Below are 20,272 nucleotides of genomic sequence, written 5' to 3'. Positions count from 1 at the left end.
TCTCACCGTCACTTTGCCTTATTGACCAGCCCGTTACAACCATTAATTATAAAAATTATTCCCCGATTATTGATCGTAACAGTATAATTCAGCTTCCATTCTTAATTATTACTCTCCCCCCACTAGCAAACTGATTTTGTGAAGAATTATGCTAGTGAGGTTAAAATAACATTCGCTTGATAAACAAGTTTTCAAATTTCTTAATTTAAACTCTCAAAATAAATCGTATATCTATTTTAACTTAAATGCAATTATTATCATACACTTATCTCTATATAATAAATTTATTATTAGTTAACTTTATTATACCTCTACCAGGCTCCAGCGAAGATTAAATGATATAATAAAAGTGAAATTCATAGTATTTAATCGGTCTTTTGTGAAGGGAGTAATTTAAATGGTAATGAATCCAAGTAAAGCTCAGGATGTCTGGAAAGACGCAGGAGAGCACGTTCAATTTACGGTTCTTGAACTAAATCGCAAGGATCAAGCAAAGGAACAAGAGGCAATTCAAGAATTTGTAGATCGTTATCAGGCAATTATCAGATCATTACGAATTCGTGATAATAATGGTAACTTAAAAACTTCGTTAGGCTTTAGCAGCGATGCTTGGGACTACCTATTTCCAAACGCTCCTAAGCCAAAGGAACTTGAACCATATCAAACCCTTTCCGGTGAGAAATACACAATGCCAGCCACTAAGGGTGATCTCTTTCTTCATATTCGAGCAAATGACGAGGCTGTTGTATATGAACTTCTCCGTCAGTGTCGGCTCTTCCTGAAGGACTTTACTACCGTTATTGATGAAACAAAGGGCTTCCGTTACTTTGAAGGACGGGCAATTATCGGTTTCATTGATGGCACTGAAGCCCCGCAGGTTGAAGATGCCGCCCACTACGCAATCATTGGCGATGAAGATCCATTCTTTGAAAACGGCTCATATGCTTTTGCTCAAAAATGGCGTCACCATATGGACATCTGGAATCAATTAACTACTGAAGATCAAGAAAAGGCTGTTGGGCGAAAGAAGTTTAGCGACCTTGAGCTTGAAGATCACGAAAAGTTTGCTAATGCCCACAACGTTGCCTCGCAAGCAACAATTAACGGTGTAGAACAAAAGATCGTCCGGATGAACGTTCCATACTCCGATCCCGTTGCCGGAAATACCGGAACCTACTTCATCGGCTATTCCCGTTATTGGAAAGTCACTAAGACAATGCTTGAAAACATGCTCAAGAAGAATGATTACCTGTTATCATTCTCCGACATTCTTTCCGGCCAACTCTTCTTCATCCCTTCTCGTCCCCTATTAGACAAAATCGCGGATGGGGAACTAAATTAGAGTGTGAGCCAGCAAAGGATTTGCGGAAAGCTAGCAATTTCTCCTGACGAAGGCGACTCGCGCCTAGGAAGGAGGTTGCTAGCTCTAGCAAGTCCCTGGCGAACACATTTTGACTTAGTTGCCTAGAACGTTAGCTCGAGGAAGGTCACGACAAACACGTTTCCACTCTATCGCAGCAAAAGCATCATTTGACAACCTTTCCTAAAATTGATACGCTTTGATTAGCAAAATTTGAGGAGGGATCATCCATTGAAGTTTTAATTCTACACAATTTACTGCAACTAATCTGTACCAACGACGCAGAAAGGTTGCTCACGGGTAGAATTATTATTTCAATGTGAAGATCATAAATTTAATGGTAGGAAAATACCATTTTAAAGGTCTGCCCGTGTGGTAGGCCTTTTTTGCGTCCATAAGAAAGGACGTGATGCGTTTAATGGAAAACTTAACAATCAGAAACCTCTCGTTTGCGTATCCAGGACAGGCTCCCCTTTTCGATCACTGTAATTTAGACCTTGATGGTGACTGGAAGTTGGGTTTGCTTGGTAGAAACGGCCGTGGGAAAACTACCTTGATGAAGATCCTTCGTAATCTCGTCAACTACCAAGGTTCGATCATTACTAACCTAAAGCCGCAATATTTCCCGTTAACCATTAAAAAGCCGACTTTCCTTGCTGGAGACGCGGTGATTGAGGCAGTGCCAAACTCGTTTCTTGAGCCTTGGCAATTAGAACGAGAACTAAATTTAATGGCAACCAATCCTGAAATCTTATGGCAACCTTACTCAACATTAAGCGGTGGTGAACGGACAAAGCTTCAATTAACCGCTCTCTTTGCCAGTGATTACGATTATCTCCTTCTTGATGAACCAACAAATCACCTTGATCAGGTTGGTCGTAAACAAGTTGCTAACTATCTCCGTCAAAAAACTACTGGCTTCATCATTACCAGCCATGATCGGGAATTTCTTGATCAAATTATTGACCATACCTTAGTAATCGAAAGATCTCAGCTAGTCTTAGAACGAGGAAATTATTCAACCTACTTTAAACAAAAAAAGCGTCGTGACCAAGAAGCAATCACGACTAATCAACAATTAAGGGCTGATATTAAAAAGCTGAAACGAAGTCAACAGCAACGCCAGCAACGGGCCAATCGAGCTGAGGGTGAGAAAAAGAATAATTCCCACGCTGATAAGGGATTCCTTGGCGCTAAGGCCGCAAAAATGATGAAAAAGTCAGTAACCATTAATAACCGAATAGAGCAAGTAATCAATGATAAGCAGGGATTACTTAACAACATTGATTCCACCACACCGCTCTCGCTTAATCTTCAGCGAGATCATCACCAGACTTTGCTAGCGGTTAAGGACGTGACCCTCTCATTCTCTGACCATCAGCTCTTTGCCCACTGAATTTTACCGTTAAGCAAAATGAACAGGTTGCTCTGAGCGGCAGGAACGGCACTGGAAAATCCAGTTTAATTCAGGCAATCTGTCACCAATTTTCCGGAAATATTAACGGAACAATTGAGCTTGCCAGCAATATTACAGTTAGTACGGTTCGCCAAGACTATTCAGATAATTCAGGAAGCCTAACTGAATTTGCCAAAGCAAACCACCTAGAACTGGAAACATTCCTCAATATTCTTCGTAAGTTAGGTGTCCCGCGCTCGATCCTTCATAACCGAATCGAGACGATGAGCATGGGACAGCAAAAGAAGGTTGAATTGGCACGGTCACTAGCTACTCCCGCCCATCTTTATATTTGGGATGAGCCGTTAAATTAACTTGACACATATAACCAGGAGCAGCTAATTGACTTAATTCAAACATATCAACCACCACTCCTCTTTGTCGAGCACGATCACCACTTCATTGAGCAGGTAAGTTCGAAGGTTATTTGCTTGAACAAAGATGAGTAAACTACCCTAATCCAATGTTTTTAGCCAATTAAGAAAGAGTTTAAACCATTCGCTCATGTGTTCATCTGTCCGGTCATTATTGACGATTCCCGTATACTTATTAGCAAGTGCCAGCCCGTGGTTACCAGTGCTAAATTCGTGAAGTTCGACAGGAACGTCATGTGATCTCAACGCTTGAACATATGGCAAAATATGGTCATTGAATGGTGTTACTTGGTCATTAAACGAGCCCCAAATAAAGGTTGCCGGAGTATTGTCGTTAACAAGTTGAGTAACATCCTCAGTTGACACGCCCATTCGATCATCAATTGTCGGTTTAATTACCGGATAGCCAAGGCCAACAAACTTAGCCTTCGTGTGCGCAATGTTACTGTACGCAGCTGCTAACTGTCCGCCAGCTGAAAAGCCGATAATTCCTAACATGTTGGGATCCACATTTAGTTCGTCAGCATGAGCAACGATATGATCAAATGCCTGCGCAACTGCTGACTTAGCTGCCTGATAGTCCTTATGTTCAACTACCGGATAACGGACCACAAATGCTTGGAAAGCGTGACTAGCAAAGGTAATTGCGACCCGTTCAGAATCTCGTTCCATAATCCTGTTGTAACTTCCACCAGGGATAATTACGATTCCTGGCAACGGTTTGTCACTATTGCTGTGGTAAACATCCAGTGAAGAAAAAGATTGAAATAGTGAAACGTTTTGAATATCCATTAATATCCCTCCATTTTTTAACACCTTTATTTTCATGCTTTTTTTGAACGACTTCAAGCAGAATAATTAAGGCAACCGTTTACATTTGACTTTCTTAAGAAATCCCCCTTGTTTATGTCCATGGATCTGCTAAAGTTATACAGGATTAAAGAGAGGGGAATTATTAAATAATGTCAATTATTAAAACGAAGAGCTTTTTGCTGGCTGCCGTGATGACTCTCATCTGTGCGGTTGCTGGGGTTCTTCTAGCAAAGCTACCGTATGTTAACCTGATTGGGGCACTAGTCATTGCGTTGCTTCTTGGGATTGCAATGCAACTGACACCAAGTAAACTACAAGCTGATGCCAAATCAGGAATGGGCTTTATCTCAAACAAGTTTTTACGTCTCGGGATCATCCTACTTGGTTTCCGGCTAAATCTTGAGTCACTCGCCCAAGCTGGGGTAAAGACGATCCTTGTTGCGATGGTTGGGGTTACCGGAACCATTTGCTTAACTTACTGGCTCAGCCGCAAATTTGGTGCTGAAGATGAGTTAGCAATTCTCTCTGCTTGTGGTTGCGGAATTTGTGGTGCTGCTGCCGTTATGGGGGTTTCACCACAGATTGAAACTACCGATGAAGAACGGAAACGGGAAAATGAGGTTCTCGCGGTAGCAGTTGTTTGTGTTATGGGAACTGTTTTCACCTTGGTTGAAATTGGTCTTAAACCAATTCTGGGCTTAACCGATCCCCAATTTGGAATTGTTGCCGGTGGATCACTCCACGAAATTGCCCACGCAGTCGCTGCTGGAGGCGCCTTTGGTGAAGCCAGCCTAGATAATGCATTAATCATGAAGCTTTCCCGGGTCCTTCTTCTTGCTCCGGTAGCATTAATTGTCGGTTACTGGTACCAACGACGGCTCATCCGCGAAAGTATTGAAGAACACGAACAGGCACCAAAGAAATTACCAATTCCGTGGTTCCTTGGCGGGTTCATTCTAACCAGTATTCTGGGAACATTCCTGCCGCTTTCTGCAGGATTACTGGATGGCCTTGTTCAAGCAGCCTACATCTTTTTAGGAATGGCAATGGCGGCCCTTGGAATTTCGGTTAATTTCCGGGTCATTTTCAAACGTGGCGGTGCTGTCTTTGGTGCTGCCGCAATCAGTTCAACCTGTTTACTGATCTTTATGATTGTTATGAGTCGGCTCTTCTTCTAAAAGACTACTTTAAACTGATAAAGCCCTTAGCATTCGGCTAATACCGAATGCTAAAGGCTTTTCTGTTATTCCTATCTTCTCGCCATCAAAACACTGGTTTTTAACCATGGGCCACCCCACCAACCATTGATACCGGTTGGAACTACTCTTACGTCTTGAAAACCGAGGATGTTAAGAAGTGGGCGGTATTGTTGAAGATTACCAAAATCAACAATGATTAGGGTGCCATTAGGCTTCATTACCCGAACAGCTTCCTGAATTGCCCGTCCCCGATTAATCGCGGGAGAAACACTATGGAAAGTAAATGTTGAAAGGACATAGTCATAGTGCCGACTCTCTAACGGAAGGTTCAGTAAGCTACCATCAACCAGTTTTGCCCGATCAGCAACCCGATTTTCCTTAATTCGCTCACTTTCCTGCTTTGTCACATTTTCATTGCCAATGTTGACTCCGGTTACCTTTCCTGGAGCCTTTAATCGCTTTGCTACGTCGATAAATAGTCCAGCATAGTTTAGCCCTAAAATTGCAACCTGAGCATTCTCAGGCATCTTTAGTTCCCGAAAAATTTGTCCCCAAATTAAATTCCGTCCCCGAAATAGTGTATTGCAATAAATTCCTACCACTAACAGAATTAAGATAATAATAATCACTAATAATACCTTCATGATTTACCCTCTTTTCGGTCAAGCAACAATACTATTAAGCTTCTTAATGTCTTTTAGGTCGCCCACTACTGTAATTTTATCATGTGGCTTAATCACATCACTAGCTTGCGGCATCTGGTTAACCTCATCATCAGCATTTACGATAATAATGACGTTAACGTTAAACCGATTCCGAAAATCAAGCTCGTCTAAAGTCTTGCCAAAGAACTTTGGGTTATTAATATTAACCTCAGCTAACGTGACTTTCTTACTGAGTTGGACGTAATCAATTACCCCTGGATTTAACTGTTGAAAGACAAGTCGCTTTGCTAAATCATGTTCTGGCCGCACAACCTGATCGGCCCCGATTTTCTCAAGAACTCGAGCATGGTTAGCGTTCTCCGCTCGACAGATGACATCTTTTGCCCCTAACTCTTTAGCAATTAACGTCACCATAATGCTAGCCTCAACATTTTTTCCGATAGAAACATAAACATGATCGAAGCTTCCAATATCAAGATCGCGAAGTACATCCTCATCCTGAGCATCGGCAATTACCGCTCGCATAACAGAGTCGGCGTATTCATTAATTACCTCTTCATTACTGTCAATTGCAAGAACTTCTTGTCCCGCCTGAACTAACGCATCACAAATAGACGAACCAAATTGTCCTAAACCAATGACAGCATAACTTTCTCGTTTAACCAATTAAGACACCTTCCTTTGGATAACGGTATTCCCGTTGCTTTGGCTGAGCATTGAGGATTGAATACATCACCGTATAGATCCCGACCCGTCCAATAAACATTAAAAACATAATAATTAATTTGCCGACAAAATTTAGACTAGGCGTGATCCCAAGAGAAATTCCCGTTGTCCCAAAGGCTGCGGTTGCTTCAAAGGTAACGTAAGTCAAGGAATCGTGCCGGGGAAGTGCTTGTGTTTCAACTAATAACAGAATCGAAATCATCAAAATTGCAAAGGCAACAAAAAGCAGCGTCAATGCCCGAAAGACATTTTCGTCCGTAAATCGCCGGTGAGCAAAGACCGTGTCCCGACGACCACGCAGAGTAGCGATACTCTGAAGAGTCAGCAAACCAATCGTGGTGGTTTTGATCCCCCCAGCAGTCGAACCGGGAGCACCACCGATGAACATCAAAATAATTGTCGTACTAATTCCGGCCGCACTTAGTTTCGTATACGGGATGGTAACGAGTCCTGCCGTCCGGGGAGTTATTGCCATGAAGATCGTATTAAATATCCGTTGGGGATAGGATAATTCCCTACTAAACTGGCCTAAGTTATGTTCAGTCAGAAAATAAACTAAAACTGAAATCACAAAGATTACCGCCCCAGTACAAAGGACAAGGTGGGTATGAAGTGATAAATGGTGGCGTTTAGGGAATTGAAGCAAATCCTGCCAAACCAAGAAGCCAAAGGAACCGGTAATGATTAATACGGCCATTACCGTTAACATGTAGGGATCCTTGGCATAGTTCTCAAGACTATTGCCGGTTAAATCAAAGCCAGCATTGCAAAAAGCTGAAATAGAATGAAAAACGCTAAACCATAGTCCCTTTTTTAGGCCATAACGGGGATAAAAATCAATAAAGAGTAATCCCATCCCCGCCACCTGAATAATAATTGATAAGCGGATGATCAAATTAACCACGTTTAGTTGTGAAAGGTGATCAAGGTTAAGCGCCTCTTGGGTTAACAATCGCGTAGACATCCTCATTCGCTGGTGAATCAGCAACGACATCATAACCGCAAACGTCATGAAACCGAGTCCACCAACTTCCATTAGGATCGCAATCACCACTTGACCGAAGAAAGACCAGTAAGTCGCGGTCGGCACCAGAGTTAAGCCAGTTACACACGTTGCACTAGTGGATGTGAAAAAGGCGGTCATGATATCATCACTGCGACCGGACCGCGTTGCAATCGGCAATGATAGCAAAATCGTGCCAAGCAAAATGATCGCTAAAAAGCCCCAGGTCAATAGCTTGGGAAAAGAATATTTATGATTAAAGATCTCGATCATTAACTCTCACCCTCCATTCCAATTCAATCTGCTTTCTATCTTATCATTAACTAATGATTTCAGACAAAAAAGGCAACGGTATAATGCCGTCGCCCTTTTTGTGATTCAAAGTAATTAATTGGATTAAAAATAATCCATAATTAGTTATACCATAAAAAGAAAATTTTGTCCCGTAATCTTTTCAATCGTATAGTAAGTGTTCTAGCTCTCCAGTCCAAAATACCAGTCTTCATAGTGATCAAACATAATTCGTACTCCATTATTACGAAGACTATCAAAATAATCATGGTAATCAACCGATTGTGTTTTCTTTATTTCACCCGTAACTTTATCCAATGTCTGGCCATCTAACCACCATGATTTATTAAACATGGCTATAAATTCTACTGGAATAACTGGTTCTTTCATTTGGCGATTAAATAATTCCTGATAAAGGACTCGTTTAGCATTAAGGCCAAATAGTTTCTCATCAACAGAGCCTGAACCATTTTGATACTTTTTTTCAACAATAAAAACTGTTCGTCGCTTAAAGTTAAAAAAGGCTTCATCAGGTTTCCAAAATTTATGATGTATATTTTTTATTCCATAGACTTGTTTCAAGACATTATAAAACTGAAACTGCTTGGTCACGACCCCAATATCTTCATTATTAATCCGATCATGGACAAGAAAATGACTATCCTTTGCTCCCTTTTTTACTAAATTTTCTCTTTTGATTGGGTATTCTGCTAACTCATATCTACCGTTAAAATCGTTTGCTAAATGATGAGCCAAATCTGTCTGTCGTTCAAAAGCAAGCCCATTTAAATTAGTATTTGCTCCACCCGTACCATTCTCAATCATATTTATTCTCCATAAGTTGTAATAATTACTTCGCCAACTTTGCCCCGCCTATTACCTTTTGAATTAACGCTTCGTCGTGCCTGGACATGGTGAATATGAAATTGACGATTAGCATAGAGTTGCTCAATTAGCGGCACATCAGAATTTGATAACATTACTTTGACACCGCGATCAGCTAATTGCAATGCTAAGTCACGTAATTCTTCCTGCTGAATTAAGCCAAAGCCGTCTTTGGTATAACTCGTAAACGCAGCCGTTTGGTTAACTGGAATATATGGCGGATCAAAATAGACAAAATCATCTTGTTCAGCGCTTGTTACTGCATCCCGGTAATCGCCCTGAAGGATCTCAATATCATGAGTAACTAGGTAATGGTGATCATTACGAATCGCGTCAACTGGGATGCTTACCTTCTTGTGAGCGCCATAGGGGACATTATTCTGTCCCTTTGAATTAACTCGCCACAAACCATTAAACCCAGCCTTATTCAAATAAATAAATCGTGCTGCCCGTTCAACAGCAGACATCTTTGACAAGCGGCCGTCCCGATCGGCTAAGCGAATATTTAAATAATATTCTTTACTATCATTATCTGCATGATCGTTAACCAAACTAATTAACTTCTCAGGCTGGTCCTTAACAACTTGCCAAGCATTAATTAATTCCTCATTAAAGTCATTAATTATCGCTTTTTCGGGAAGAAGATTAAGCAAATTAGCCCCACCACCAATAAATGGCTCAAAGTAGCGATTAAATTTTTGGGGATAATAGGACGCTAATTCAGCTAGTAATTGGCGCTTCCCACCAACCCACTTTACAAATGGTGCAGCAGTCATTCGTCCTTCAGTTTTCATTCTCTTCATTCCTATCATGATTATTTTCCCACCATTTTGGCAGGTTAACGTTAATTTTTCGTTGTGGTTCATTTGCCAATGATAAAACAGCTTCTCCAGTTGATAACTGGCTTATTTCATGCAAATCAATTTCATCCGCAATTGCCAAACTAGAAAGTTCCTCTGGGCTTGTCAAATGATGAAGTAAGAGATTAGCAAACTGCGACCGTAAGCGAGCTGGCAGGTCTAATGGCGACTGAGTAGTCAGGGTCATTGATAAACCAACCTTGCGTCCTTCACGCAGGACCTGGAAAATCCCGTTATCCGCAAGTTGGTGCTCATCCCTTGGCAAGTATCGGTGAGCTTCATCAAGAACAATATTAACCGGGAAGCTATTAGGCTTTTGCAAGCGAGCAGCCAAAAGATTCTTTAACAGCAAGGAGATAACTACTCGCTGGCTTTCCTCGTATTGCTTCAATTTTGAAAGATCAATTACTAATGTTCGGTGACTGCTCCGATGTTCCAGAAACATTTTAATGACAAAATTCAACTCCGTCTTAAAGATTCCTGGGTGTGGCTCCGGGTCAAAGAGTACCCGAAAGGCATCACTGGCAAGTCGTTGACGAATTGTCGCAATTGCATTCCACTCGTGATTAATTGTCTGCCGATCGTACTGTTGACCAAGCAATGCATAATTAGCTCGTTCATCAGAATACGGGATTACGAACTCCTCAATTAATTGTTCGGCTAACTGCTGGGGTGCAAATGACCGGGACCAGTTGCTGAGCTTTGCTAATTGTTTTTGGTAATCTGCAATTGGAACCCCAATTTTAACATATGGTTTCCTGATTCGAACCAGGTTCTGCTGGATCCGCAATGCATCAACAGCCTGCGATAGCTTATCATTCAACAACGGTGATCCTGAAATTTGAAGAGCTTCCCGTAGTTGATGAGCACTTAACTGTCCAGCTTCAAGATAAGCATTTTCACCTAATTTATAGGTTACTGAGTTAGGCAGTTTTGAATACTCACCAGTTGGGTCGAAAATAATCGTGGTGTAGTTTGTGCGCTGCAATTGATCAAGCAGTGATAAAGTACTCGTTGTTTTGCCACTGCCCGTTTGTCCCACGACAAGTAAGTGGTGAGCAACTAAAGAATGAATGTCTTTAACCGGCTTCCCAGCGATCGTTGTTGCAAATGTTGTTTGAGTCATATGATGCAGCCCTCCAATTTAATCCACGCCTATTCTCTCCCTATTTTACTCTTTACCGTTCACTTGCGATAGTCGCCACTAACTGTTTAGCTTCCCTAACACCAAATGAACGAGATGTTTTCACTGGATAACGGTGTGTATTGAGGATCTGCAGGGCTTGCGCTCGGTTAATTTTTAACTGTTCTGCCAGTGATTCAGTTATTAAAACATAGAATGCAAGCTCACGTAATTTAATCGCTAGCTGGGCCCGGGCTTTAGTTAGGGTTAGTTCATTAATTGCTTTCCAGTTTTGGACCAGGAACCGACTCTTCCTTCTTTGAAGAGAATAATTTGTTGCGTTGCTTTTTACCCGGTGAAGTTCCTGTTGTCCCAACCCCTGTTCACTTAGCTGGTACGTGAGTAACGTAATCTGTTGCTCTATCTGTCGCCAGTCGTCGGCGATTGATGCTAATAACTGTTTGATCTGCTCTTTAGTTAATCGTGGCCGGTTCCCTGTCTTCAATTGTTCAACTAGGGTACGGAGATCATGCTCGTCAGTATCGTATAGTGGTAAATTAACCTGACTAAAGAGCTGACAGCGTTGAAATAAAATTGTACTTTCTCGGTTCTTAAACCCGTTATGTTGGCAAGCATAGTCAAATAATTTTTCGGGAAAACGCTGGCCAGATTGGTACTTCAACAGAATGCTATCCATGTACAGGTGAACCTCATTGATCCCCTGCTGAATTTCCTTAGCAACTGCCATCGGGATACTTGCATGCTGTTGAAAGTGAGTAATTCCTAAATATAGCCGTTTACCTGTCGAACGTGAGCGAAGAATAAACTGATTCTTTAACCGGCGTCCACAATCGCAGTATAAATTCTCACCATGGTGACCATGTGCTCGCTGATACCAGGGATCAACAACCATCCCCACAAACTGCCAATCAGTATTCTGTAAATAGTGACGAGTATGAAATTGTGAAAGCATCGTGAAGCGGGTAAATTCACTTAAGGCTTCGATTTGTCGTTCATTTAATTGCTGTAAAATGCTGGCGCGTTGTTCAGCCGTCATCGTAATTATCTTTTTCAAAATCGTCACTACCCCACTAAAACAAATTGCTATCTAAATATACTAGAACAATTGTTCGAAGTCAAATTCTTGTTCAAATAGTAATACTCGCTAGTCAAAAAAAGACTAAGCTGAAAATTCAGCTTAGTCTTTTTTGAATTTAATGTGTAACACGTTCTAGGCTACATAGTCGAAACGTGCTCCCTCGGAACTCGCTAGAGCTAACGTTCTAGGCAACACAGTCGAGATCGGCTCGCCCTAACCTTCCTTGAGCTAACGACCTCCGCCTCCGACGGCAAGACGCCGTTCAGCGGAGAAATCGTTAGCCACCGGAAAGTTTTAACGGGCTCGCACTCTAATTTAGGCACGTGACTTGTAAGATCCATCAGTAGTGTTGATGATCAGCTTGTCACCGTTCTTGATGAATGCAGGAACGTTAACAACTAAACCAGTAGTCATAGTAGCTGGCTTACCACCACCATCAATAGTGGCACCCTTGATCATTGGTTGGGTATCAGCAACTTCAAGTTCAACAGTGGTTGGTAATTCGATCCCAACGATTTCACCATCAACAAAGTTAACAGTAACCTTCATGTTTTCAACCAAGTACTTCTTGTCATCGCCAAGTTGACTAGCGGAAACTTCGTATTGGTCGTAGTTTTCCATGTCCATGAATACTGAAGCATCGCCTTGATCATAAAGGTATTGTGCTTGACGCTTGTCAACGTTAACTTGTTCAACCTTTTCGGATGGACGCATAGTAGTGTGAACAATGGAACCAGTCCGAACGTCTTGGATGTCCATTTGCATCAAAGTGTTACCCTTACCTGGCTTGTGGTGGTTGATTTGAAGAACCCGGAGCAACTTGCCACCGCGTTCAAAAACCATTCCTTTTTTCAGATCGATTGTTTGAATCATAACTAAAAACTCCTTCACGTATTTTTGAACTACGCTCTCGCAATGAGAGTATGATCCAGGATTACATTAATCCCGTCCTCATGGCTTCGTTCGTAATTTTGCTCATAAAAGCATTCGGTTCCTATTGTATCACACCTCAAAGCGCAATCTAACCCCTAGAATAAAAGTGATCTCATTCTAGGAGTTAGAAATATTAGTTTGCCAAGTGACTAGCTACTCGTTCATCCGGAATTTTGACATAATTCAGCAATAATGATGATGTTACGACTGAAACCGAACTAAAGGCCATCGCAAGTGCCGCAATTTCTGGACTTAATTGTAAGCCCAGGCCAACAAAAATTCCGGCGGCAATCGGGATCCCAATTAAGTTATAAATCAAAGCCCAGAATAGGTTCAGCTTGATTCTGTTAAAGGTCTTCTTTGACATTTCGATTGCTTGGACAACACCCATTAAGCTATTTTGAACGAGGACAATGCTTCCAGACTCAATAGCAATATCAGTCCCGGAACCCATTGCAATTCCGACATCAGCCGTAGTTAACGCAGGAGCATCATTGATCCCGTCACCAACAAAAGCAACTTTATTCTTCTCCTGTAGCTTAGCAACGTAATCCGCCTTTTGGTTTGGCAAAACGCCAGCAATTACCTGGTCAATTCCAACTTCCTTAGCAATTGCTTCAGCGACTTGTTGGTTATCTCCAGTCAACATTACCGTCTTCAAGCCCTGCTTCTTTAATTCAGCAATGGCTGGTGCAGAACTTGGCTTAGGGACATCCTGAATTGCGACCAGACCAATTACCTTATTATCAACACCAACCAAGACAACCGTTTTTGCTTCTTTTTGCAACTTCATAAGCTGTTCTTTCAGTTTAAAACTAACCTGCGCGTCTTCGGCTAATTTTTCATTACCGATAAATGCAATCTTGCCATCAACTTTAGCACGGACTCCTTTTCCCTCTACTGCATTAAAGTCTGCTGCTTCCGTAAATTGAATTTGGTCTTCTTCTGCCTTCTTCATAATTGCGGAGGCTAACGGGTGCTCAGAAGATGCTTCTAGGCTAGCCGCTAAACTAAGCACCTCATGAGAATCACCAATAACATCTGTTACTTGTGGCTTTCCGGCAGTAATTGTTCCCGTCTTATCAAAGATGATTGTCTTAACATCTTCAATTTCTTCAAGTGCTTCGCCATCCTTAATCAGTACTCCCATCTTAGCAGCTCGACCGGTACCGACCATCAATGCTGTTGGTGTAGCTAACCCAAGAGCACACGGACAAGCGATGACAATTACTGAAACGGCAAAAAGCATTGCCTGAACCGCAGTAGCACCGAAGAAAACGTACCAAAAAGTGAAAGTTAAAATTGCAATAATCAAAACTACCGGAACAAAAATCTGTGAAACACGATCAGTCAGATGCTGAATTGGTGCATGACTAGTTTGAGCCTTCTTAACCATTTCGACAATCTGAGCGAGCATCGTGTCTGAGCCGACCTTCGTTGCTTCAAAAGTGATCGTACCATCACCATTGACTGTCGAGCCAACAACCTCATCCCCAGGCTGCTTCTTTACTGGCATGCTTTCCCCAGTAATCATTGACTCGTCAACCGTAGTCGTCCCGCTAAGAACCTTCCCATCTACCGGAATTTTTTCTCCAGGCTTAACCTTAATCGTCTCGCCTACTTGAACCTGATCCAGCGGTACCTGAACAAATTCACCGTTACGTAAGACGGTAGCGTCCTTCACTTGTAAATCAAGCAGTTTCTTCAAGGCATTTGAAGCATTATCGTGCATCCGTTCTTCCATTGTATCGCCGAGAAGAACAAAGACGGTAATAAAGGCTGCACTTTCAAAGTAGACTGCCCGTCCCGTTACCATTGCAAAAATACTGTAAAAGTATGCAATCGCAGTTCCCAAGGCAACTAAAGTGTTCATGTTAGCACTGTGCTTTTTAAATGCTGCCCAGGCGCTGGTCCAGTAAGGGAGAGCTGCTACAAGCATGATGATTGTGGTAGTAATTAACGCAACCCAATTATAACCTGGCATCATCCAATGAAATGGCATTGCCAACATTTGGATTAGCATTGGGATAGCTAAAATAAATGCAATCCAAAAGCGTTGCGTACTAGTTAACTTGCGGAGCATCACTTAACAACCACCTTCCCGTGAAACATATCCATCCCGCAGGCAAAGTTGTATTCACCAGCTTTATCGGTCGGAATCTTAATTGAGGTTACCGGTTGCTTGGTAAGATCCTTATTAACTCCCAACTTATCAAAGACAACGTGGGAGAGACAAGCAGTAGAATCCTTCATATTGAAGTTTACCGTTGCCGGAATCCCCTTTTTCAAAACGACTTCTTCTGGCGAATAACCACCCTGAACAACAACCGTTGCAGTTTGCTGATCATTAGCAACCGCTGCTTGTTCGCTTGATTGTTCATGCTTACCAAAGAACCACCAAACAATTCCCGCAATCAACGCAACCGCTACAATTAGAACAATGATTTGTGCCATAATAAATTCCTCCGTTTTTATCGTTTACAAATGTAATTTATAATTCTATTGTAAATCATTGTTTACATTTGTCAACAATAAAATTTATTGGTAAAGGAGACGAATGCTTTTCCGATCCTGTTTGGTAATTCCGTTACGAATATTCCGCGGTACCATAACACTATGCTCATATTCCGGAGCGTGGGCTAACCCTAAGGCGTGTCCTAGTTCATGTTGGGCAACCTCACTCCGAAAGTTTGGGTTAGTATAGTCTAGCTGGTAAGGATCAAGGATCGAGGTCGCCTTTTGTAATTCATGGGTATCAGGATTGTACTCCGTCTTGGTTTCTCCCAGCTGGGCTGTCTGATAGCCGACCCCGTTATTGCTGGTATGAGCCGAAAGATCACTATCCGTGGCAATGATGTTTGCTTTATCCTCGTTTTTCGTCCACTTAATCTTGATCACTTTAACCTGGTTCCACTTTTTGACTGCACTGCGGAAAGCAGCCTTTAGTTGGGGATCAGTCGTCCGCATGTAGATCAGGATCGTCCGTTTCCGCCACCTGATTCCTTCAAGGGGTGTTGGTGTATTCTGGGGGATTGCTAATTTCTGGTTATTTGGTGTTTGATCAGAATCATTAAAACTAAAATCGTTTGAACTGGCGTCTTCAGCATCCTGGTTGAAATAGTTTGTTGGCAGTGATGAATTATTATCATCAGCACTAGCCGACTGAGTAATTAAGCCAACCGTTATTAACGTCAATAACAATAAGAAATAACGACGCATCTTCACCCCTCCTTTCTCACTCGTCCCTAACTTTAAAAAACCGCCCTTCGATTCGTCAAAAATAATGAACTGACGAATCAAAGGACGGTTGAATTATTTAATTTGCTTAGTCAATTACAACGTAAGACTTAATAACTTGACGGTCATCCATTGCCTTATATGCATCCTGAATTTGGTCAAGGGTGAATGTCTTAGTGAAGACCTTACCAGGGTTAATCTCACCATCAAGAACGGCCTTAAGAAGAATAGCCTTGTCGTAAGTCGTAACTGAAGCCGGACCACCAGCAACAATTGTGTTCTTATAGAATGGGGTAGTCATATCTTGCTTTGGCGTATGTGGCAAACCAACCCGACCAACAATGGCGCCTGGACGGCCAACCTTCATTGCTGTGTCAGTTGATTGTTCAGTCCCAACACATTCAAGAACAGCGTCTGCACCGTCACCATGAGTCAATTCCATAATCTTCTTCACGGCTTCGCCACCACGTTCGGCAACGTTATCGGTGGCCCCAAACTCCTTCGCTAAGGCTTCCCGATCTGCGTGCCGACTGGTAGAAATGATCTTCTTAGCGCCACGCATCTTAGCAGCGATAATTGCACAAAGACCAACAGCACCGTCACCCATAACTACAACGGTATCGCCATCCTTAACGTTAGCAACCCGTGCGGCATGGTAACCAGTAGCCATGACATCAGCAAGGGTCAAAAGTGACTTCAACATCCCTTCACTATAATAGCTTGGTTGACCAGGAACCTTAACAAGAGACCATTGACCATGTTGGAAGCGGTAGTATTCTCCTTGAACACCATTACTAAAGTTATCAGCGTGATCTTCGCATGAACCGTCAAATCCCGCACGACAAGCAGCACACTGACCACAACCATGGGTAAATGGGGCAATTACAAAGTCACCAGGCTTAACCGTGGTAATGTCATCCCCGACTTCTTCAACAATTCCTAATGCTTCGTGACCAGAGTTTTCTTCGCCACCCTTAAGTGGGTTGATTCCCCGGAAGTTCCAGAGGTCTGATCCACAAACGCAAGTCCGAACGATCTTCAAAATCACATCGTCCGCTGCTTGAACTACTGGCTTTTCGACGTCCTTTAATTCCATTTGTCCTGCTTTAGCAAAAAATGCCTTCTTCATTTTGAGGACTCCTTTCATTTCAATAACATTCTCCTTTATTATAAGGAAAAAGCGACGTAAATGAAAAACGCTTTCTTCCTATAGCTAACCATTCGTTTGCGGAATAATTTTGCCCTAATTATTCCTCGATTGGGTACTTACTAGTTAGCTCATGGACCTGCTGGGCAACTTCTTCCTTGACTGCTTTATCATCAGCGTGTTCCAGCAACTGAATAATCAAATCAGCTACCTGACGAACATCAGCTTCCTTAAAGCCCCGGCTAGTTACCGCTGGTGTCCCAATCCGCAACCCGCTCGTCACAAACGGACTGCGCTGATCATTAGGGATTGATTCCTTATTCGTTGTAATGTGGACCTCATCCAATAAGTCTTGAGCGTCCTTACCGGTAATGCCGGTCTTAGTAATATCAATTACCAAGAGGTGGTTTTCGGTACCCCCAGAAACAACCCGAATAGTGGCCGACTTATTAAATTTGTCTGCCATTGCTGCAGCATTTTTGACAACCTGGTTAATGTAGTCAGTAAATTGCGGCTGAAGATCCTCATAAAACGCTTGGGCTTTCCCGGCAATGACGTGTTCCAGCGGGCCACCCTGAGTTCCAGGGAAAAGTGCCGAATTAATCTTCTTACCAATTTCTGGCGACTTAGAAAGGATCATCCCGCCACGAGGGCCACGAAGAGTCTTATGGGTTGTCGTGGTAACCACATCCGCAACCGGTACCGGGTTAGGATGGGCTCCCGTAGCTACCAAGCCAGCAATGTGTGCCATATCAACCATTAAGTATGCGCCAACTTCATCCGCAATTTTACGGAATTTTTGCCAATCAATAATTTTACTGTAAGCAGAAGCCCCAGCTACAATCAATCGCGGATTAATCTCTAACGCCAATTGTTCAATTTGATCAAAGTCCAGTTCTTCCGTTGCCGGATTTAAGCCGTAGCTGTATGATTCATAAACTTTTCCTGAGAAATTTACCTTTGCTCCGTGGGTCAAATGACCACCAGCATCCATCCCCATTCCCAGGATCTTATCCCCTGGCTTAAGGAGTGCCTGGTAAACTGCCATGTTTGCTTGCGAACCGGAGTGGGGCTGCACATTCGCGTATTCAGCACCAAAAAGCTTCTTTGCGTAGTCAATTGCCAATTGCTCAACCTGGTCAATGTATTGGCAACCACCGTAATAACGTTTGCCTGGGTACCCTTCCGCATACTTATTAGTTAATACGGATCCCTGAGCTTCCCGCACTTCCTTAGAAACAATGTTTTCGGAAGCAATTAATTCGATCGTTTCTTGCTGACGGTGTTCTTCCTTCTTAATTGCCGCCCATAATTCTGGTGATTTCCCTGCATAATCCATTAAGATCACTCCTTAGTAGATCCAGCGCGATATTACTAAGATGATTATATCAAAAAAGACCAGGAACATTCCTAGTCTTAACTGAAATTAATTACTTTGGTACCACTGCTGTCGGGTTATCCTTAGTAAGGTGGAAGACCTGGCTTGGCTCAACATTAAAGTAGTGTTGAATCAACTTTGATAATTCTTCCATTGCTTCATTAGCGCGTTTGATTTGTTCAGCGTTAACTGATTCAATTACGGCAACCACGTTTTGAGAGTCCTCTGTCAGCATTGTCCGTTCACCGTCACGCCAATTCAGGCAACGGCAAACTGCACCATCGTTATCGTACCAGAGAACTTCACCTTCAAGGGCTGGCTCGTTCTTACCATCACCAACTGAATCGAACGCTTCGCCGCCTTTTGCAATCCCAAGGTGCATATCACCAGCAATCTTATCCCGGTCTTCAATACCTACAGGAACGCCATATGTCATTGAAACACTGTTGTAAACATCAACTAGCGGGTTAATTGGCTCAAAAGTTCGTCCCTGATTTGCTCGCTTCAATAGTGCTTCGACTGATGCACGCGCACCCTTCTTTTTCTTGAATTGTTGGTAAGCCTTCCGCCACTGGTCAATCACTGGATTCAAACGGAAAGTTTCGTTCGTCAAAAACTTTTGGGCTTCCTTAGTAGCATTATGGAGTAACTGCCGTCGTTCTGTTACATTCTCATCGTTATCGTGATTATTAATTCCGTCTGCGTACAAAATATTTACTTGAGCGTCTGGGAAAAGATCCCAAAAGCCTTGGTCAACTGTTACTTGATCCATTTCAAATCGCTCCTTTAATTAATATTTTCGTTTTCCGCCACGCTTAACGAACTTCCAATCAGCGTCAATGTTTTGACGAATCCGCTTCAAATAATCATGAACCTGTTGGGCTTCTTCTGGAGTAAAGCCCTGCAAAGCGACTTCATTCGAATGCGAATTCTCCCGGATAATAAAAGGATAAATCTGCTTCCCCTTTTCCGTAACGTAAAGGTGCTTAATCTTTTTATTGTCCGGATCGCTTTCCCGATAAACATAACCCTGCTTTTCCAAACGACGCACGGCACGGGCAAGAGTTGTCCGATCGACCTTTATCAGATTGGCAAGCTGCTCGGCAATGATCCCCGGGTGTTCATATATCCGCACCACATAGAGAAATTGCAGGTTAGATAAGTTAATGTCCTTAAATTCAATGTTGGAAATTGAATCAAGCGCGCGCTCAATCATTCCCACCTCACGCAAAATGTCAATCATGATAAATATCTCCTTACTTGTTCTATTATATTTATTTTTGTTGCAAATGCAACAAAAATAAATAATTATCCGTTAAAATTAAACTAGCCCTCTTTCGGTAGCATCTTCATTCCTGAACAAAAATTAAAGAGATTCATAAACTGGTAAGAAGTCCTTTAACTTTATAATGACCAAAGCTTATTAAACTCCCGGCTATGCTAGAATCAACCTATAAAGCTCTTATTAATTATTGTGAGGTGAATTATGCTAACAAAATACCGGCTTTCTAGCCACGGCCCAGAGAAATGTACCGCGGACCTTAAAAACTGTAATTTAATTTTGCTTACACAGGCTAGTAAAAATGAGTTACATCAAGTATGTCAGACTTTCGATCTTGAGCCCTTGACGTTTGATTACTGTTCGTCCCCTGAAGAAGTTTCGCACTATCACCCAATTATTAGCGATACTCTTCCGGAAGGGCACATCCTGGTAATCTATGAC

General features: G+C 42.3%; 18 protein-coding genes and 1 pseudogene. 3 read left to right on the top strand and 16 right to left on the bottom strand.

The features are described 5' to 3' along the window. The first annotated feature begins 397 nt into the window (after nt 1–397). A complete protein-coding gene (locus tag HMPREF0549_RS01955) occupies nt 398–1,342 on the top strand; it encodes a Dyp-type peroxidase (RefSeq protein ID WP_003716582.1) in 945 nt (314 codons plus the stop codon). A gap of 436 nt (nt 1,343–1,778) precedes the next feature. Next, nucleotides 1,779–3,265 (top strand): annotated as a pseudogene (abc-f, locus tag HMPREF0549_RS01950) (ribosomal protection-like ABC-F family protein). Between the two features lie 6 nt (nt 3,266–3,271). Here the strand turns inward: abc-f and HMPREF0549_RS01945 are convergent. Continuing rightward, on the bottom strand, nt 3,272–3,982 hold the full coding sequence (locus tag HMPREF0549_RS01945) for an alpha/beta hydrolase (RefSeq protein WP_040530744.1): 711 nt from the start codon (nt 3,980–3,982) through the stop codon (nt 3,272–3,274). Between the two features lie 170 nt (nt 3,983–4,152). Here HMPREF0549_RS01945 and HMPREF0549_RS01940 point away from each other — a divergent pair, with 170 nt between their 5' ends. Continuing rightward, nucleotides 4,153–5,181 (top strand): YeiH family protein, encoded by a 1,029-nt coding sequence (locus HMPREF0549_RS01940; protein ID WP_003716579.1) that lies wholly within the window; start codon nt 4,153–4,155, stop codon nt 5,179–5,181. Between the two features lie 71 nt (nt 5,182–5,252). Here the strand turns inward: HMPREF0549_RS01940 and HMPREF0549_RS01935 are convergent, their stop codons facing one another. The 15 genes from HMPREF0549_RS01935 to HMPREF0549_RS01865 form a co-directional block, all read right to left on the bottom strand. Beyond that, nucleotides 5,253–5,846 carry a class I SAM-dependent methyltransferase gene (locus HMPREF0549_RS01935; protein WP_003716578.1) on the bottom strand — a complete coding sequence of 198 codons (594 nt, stop codon included), beginning with the start codon at nt 5,844–5,846 and terminating at the stop codon, nt 5,253–5,255. Nucleotides 5,847–5,864: 18 nt separating this feature from the next. Then, a complete protein-coding gene (locus HMPREF0549_RS01930; protein ID WP_003716577.1) occupies nt 5,865–6,533 on the bottom strand; it encodes a potassium channel family protein in 669 nt (222 codons plus the stop codon). Further along, a complete protein-coding gene (locus tag HMPREF0549_RS01925) occupies nt 6,526–7,869 on the bottom strand; it encodes a TrkH family potassium uptake protein (RefSeq protein ID WP_003716576.1) in 1,344 nt (447 codons plus the stop codon). The genes HMPREF0549_RS01930 and HMPREF0549_RS01925 overlap by 8 nt, the downstream gene beginning before the upstream one ends. Before the next feature lie 201 nt (nt 7,870–8,070). Further along, complete coding sequence (locus HMPREF0549_RS01920) at nt 8,071–8,712, bottom strand: hypothetical protein (protein WP_003716575.1); 642 nt, start codon at nt 8,710–8,712, stop codon at nt 8,071–8,073. Between the two features lie 2 nt (nt 8,713–8,714). Further along, the gene (locus HMPREF0549_RS01915) at nt 8,715–9,575 is read right to left on the bottom strand and encodes a DNA adenine methylase (RefSeq protein WP_040530935.1); all 861 of its coding nucleotides are present in this window, start codon (nt 9,573–9,575) and stop codon (nt 8,715–8,717) included. Next, nucleotides 9,556–10,758 carry an ATP-binding protein gene (locus HMPREF0549_RS01910; RefSeq protein ID WP_003716573.1) on the bottom strand — a complete coding sequence of 401 codons (1,203 nt, stop codon included), beginning with the start codon at nt 10,756–10,758 and terminating at the stop codon, nt 9,556–9,558. Before HMPREF0549_RS01910 ends, HMPREF0549_RS01915 begins: the two co-directional genes overlap by 20 nt. A gap of 52 nt (nt 10,759–10,810) precedes the next feature. After that, a complete protein-coding gene (locus HMPREF0549_RS01905) occupies nt 10,811–11,830 on the bottom strand; it encodes a hypothetical protein (RefSeq protein ID WP_040530741.1) in 1,020 nt (339 codons plus the stop codon). 339 nt (nt 11,831–12,169) lie between these two features. After that, the gene (gene efp, locus HMPREF0549_RS01900; RefSeq protein WP_040530735.1) at nt 12,170–12,727 is read right to left on the bottom strand and encodes an elongation factor P; all 558 of its coding nucleotides are present in this window, start codon (nt 12,725–12,727) and stop codon (nt 12,170–12,172) included. 193 nt (nt 12,728–12,920) lie between these two features. Then, nucleotides 12,921–14,870, bottom strand: a complete 1,950-nt coding sequence (locus HMPREF0549_RS01895) for a copper-translocating P-type ATPase (protein ID WP_003716570.1) — start codon at nt 14,868–14,870, stop codon at nt 12,921–12,923. Next, nucleotides 14,870–15,241: a cupredoxin domain-containing protein gene (locus HMPREF0549_RS01890; RefSeq protein ID WP_003716569.1), complete on the bottom strand. Its 372-nt coding sequence runs from the start codon at nt 15,239–15,241 to the stop codon at nt 14,870–14,872. Before HMPREF0549_RS01890 ends, HMPREF0549_RS01895 begins: the two co-directional genes overlap by 1 nt. A gap of 84 nt (nt 15,242–15,325) precedes the next feature. After that, nucleotides 15,326–16,006, bottom strand: a complete 681-nt coding sequence (locus tag HMPREF0549_RS01885; RefSeq protein WP_040530732.1) for a matrixin family metalloprotease — start codon at nt 16,004–16,006, stop codon at nt 15,326–15,328. A 106-nt stretch (nt 16,007–16,112) separates the two neighbouring features. Continuing rightward, the gene (locus HMPREF0549_RS01880) at nt 16,113–17,153 is read right to left on the bottom strand and encodes a zinc-binding dehydrogenase (RefSeq protein WP_040530730.1); all 1,041 of its coding nucleotides are present in this window, start codon (nt 17,151–17,153) and stop codon (nt 16,113–16,115) included. Nucleotides 17,154–17,271: 118 nt separating this feature from the next. Then, nucleotides 17,272–18,510: a serine hydroxymethyltransferase gene (glyA, locus tag HMPREF0549_RS01875; RefSeq protein WP_003716566.1), complete on the bottom strand. Its 1,239-nt coding sequence runs from the start codon at nt 18,508–18,510 to the stop codon at nt 17,272–17,274. Between the two features lie 91 nt (nt 18,511–18,601). Beyond that, the gene (locus HMPREF0549_RS01870) at nt 18,602–19,321 is read right to left on the bottom strand and encodes a B3/B4 domain-containing protein (RefSeq protein ID WP_003716565.1); all 720 of its coding nucleotides are present in this window, start codon (nt 19,319–19,321) and stop codon (nt 18,602–18,604) included. Between the two features lie 18 nt (nt 19,322–19,339). Further along, nucleotides 19,340–19,792 carry a MarR family winged helix-turn-helix transcriptional regulator gene (locus tag HMPREF0549_RS01865; protein WP_003716564.1) on the bottom strand — a complete coding sequence of 151 codons (453 nt, stop codon included), beginning with the start codon at nt 19,790–19,792 and terminating at the stop codon, nt 19,340–19,342. Between the last annotated feature and the right edge of the window lie 480 nt (nt 19,793–20,272).

Source organism: Limosilactobacillus vaginalis DSM 5837 = ATCC 49540, from assembly GCF_000159435.1.
Taxonomy (GTDB): Bacteria; Bacillota; Bacilli; order Lactobacillales; family Lactobacillaceae; genus Limosilactobacillus; species Limosilactobacillus vaginalis.
The sequence above is the reverse complement of the archived record's forward strand: the minus strand, read 5'-3'. Positions and strand labels throughout refer to the sequence as shown.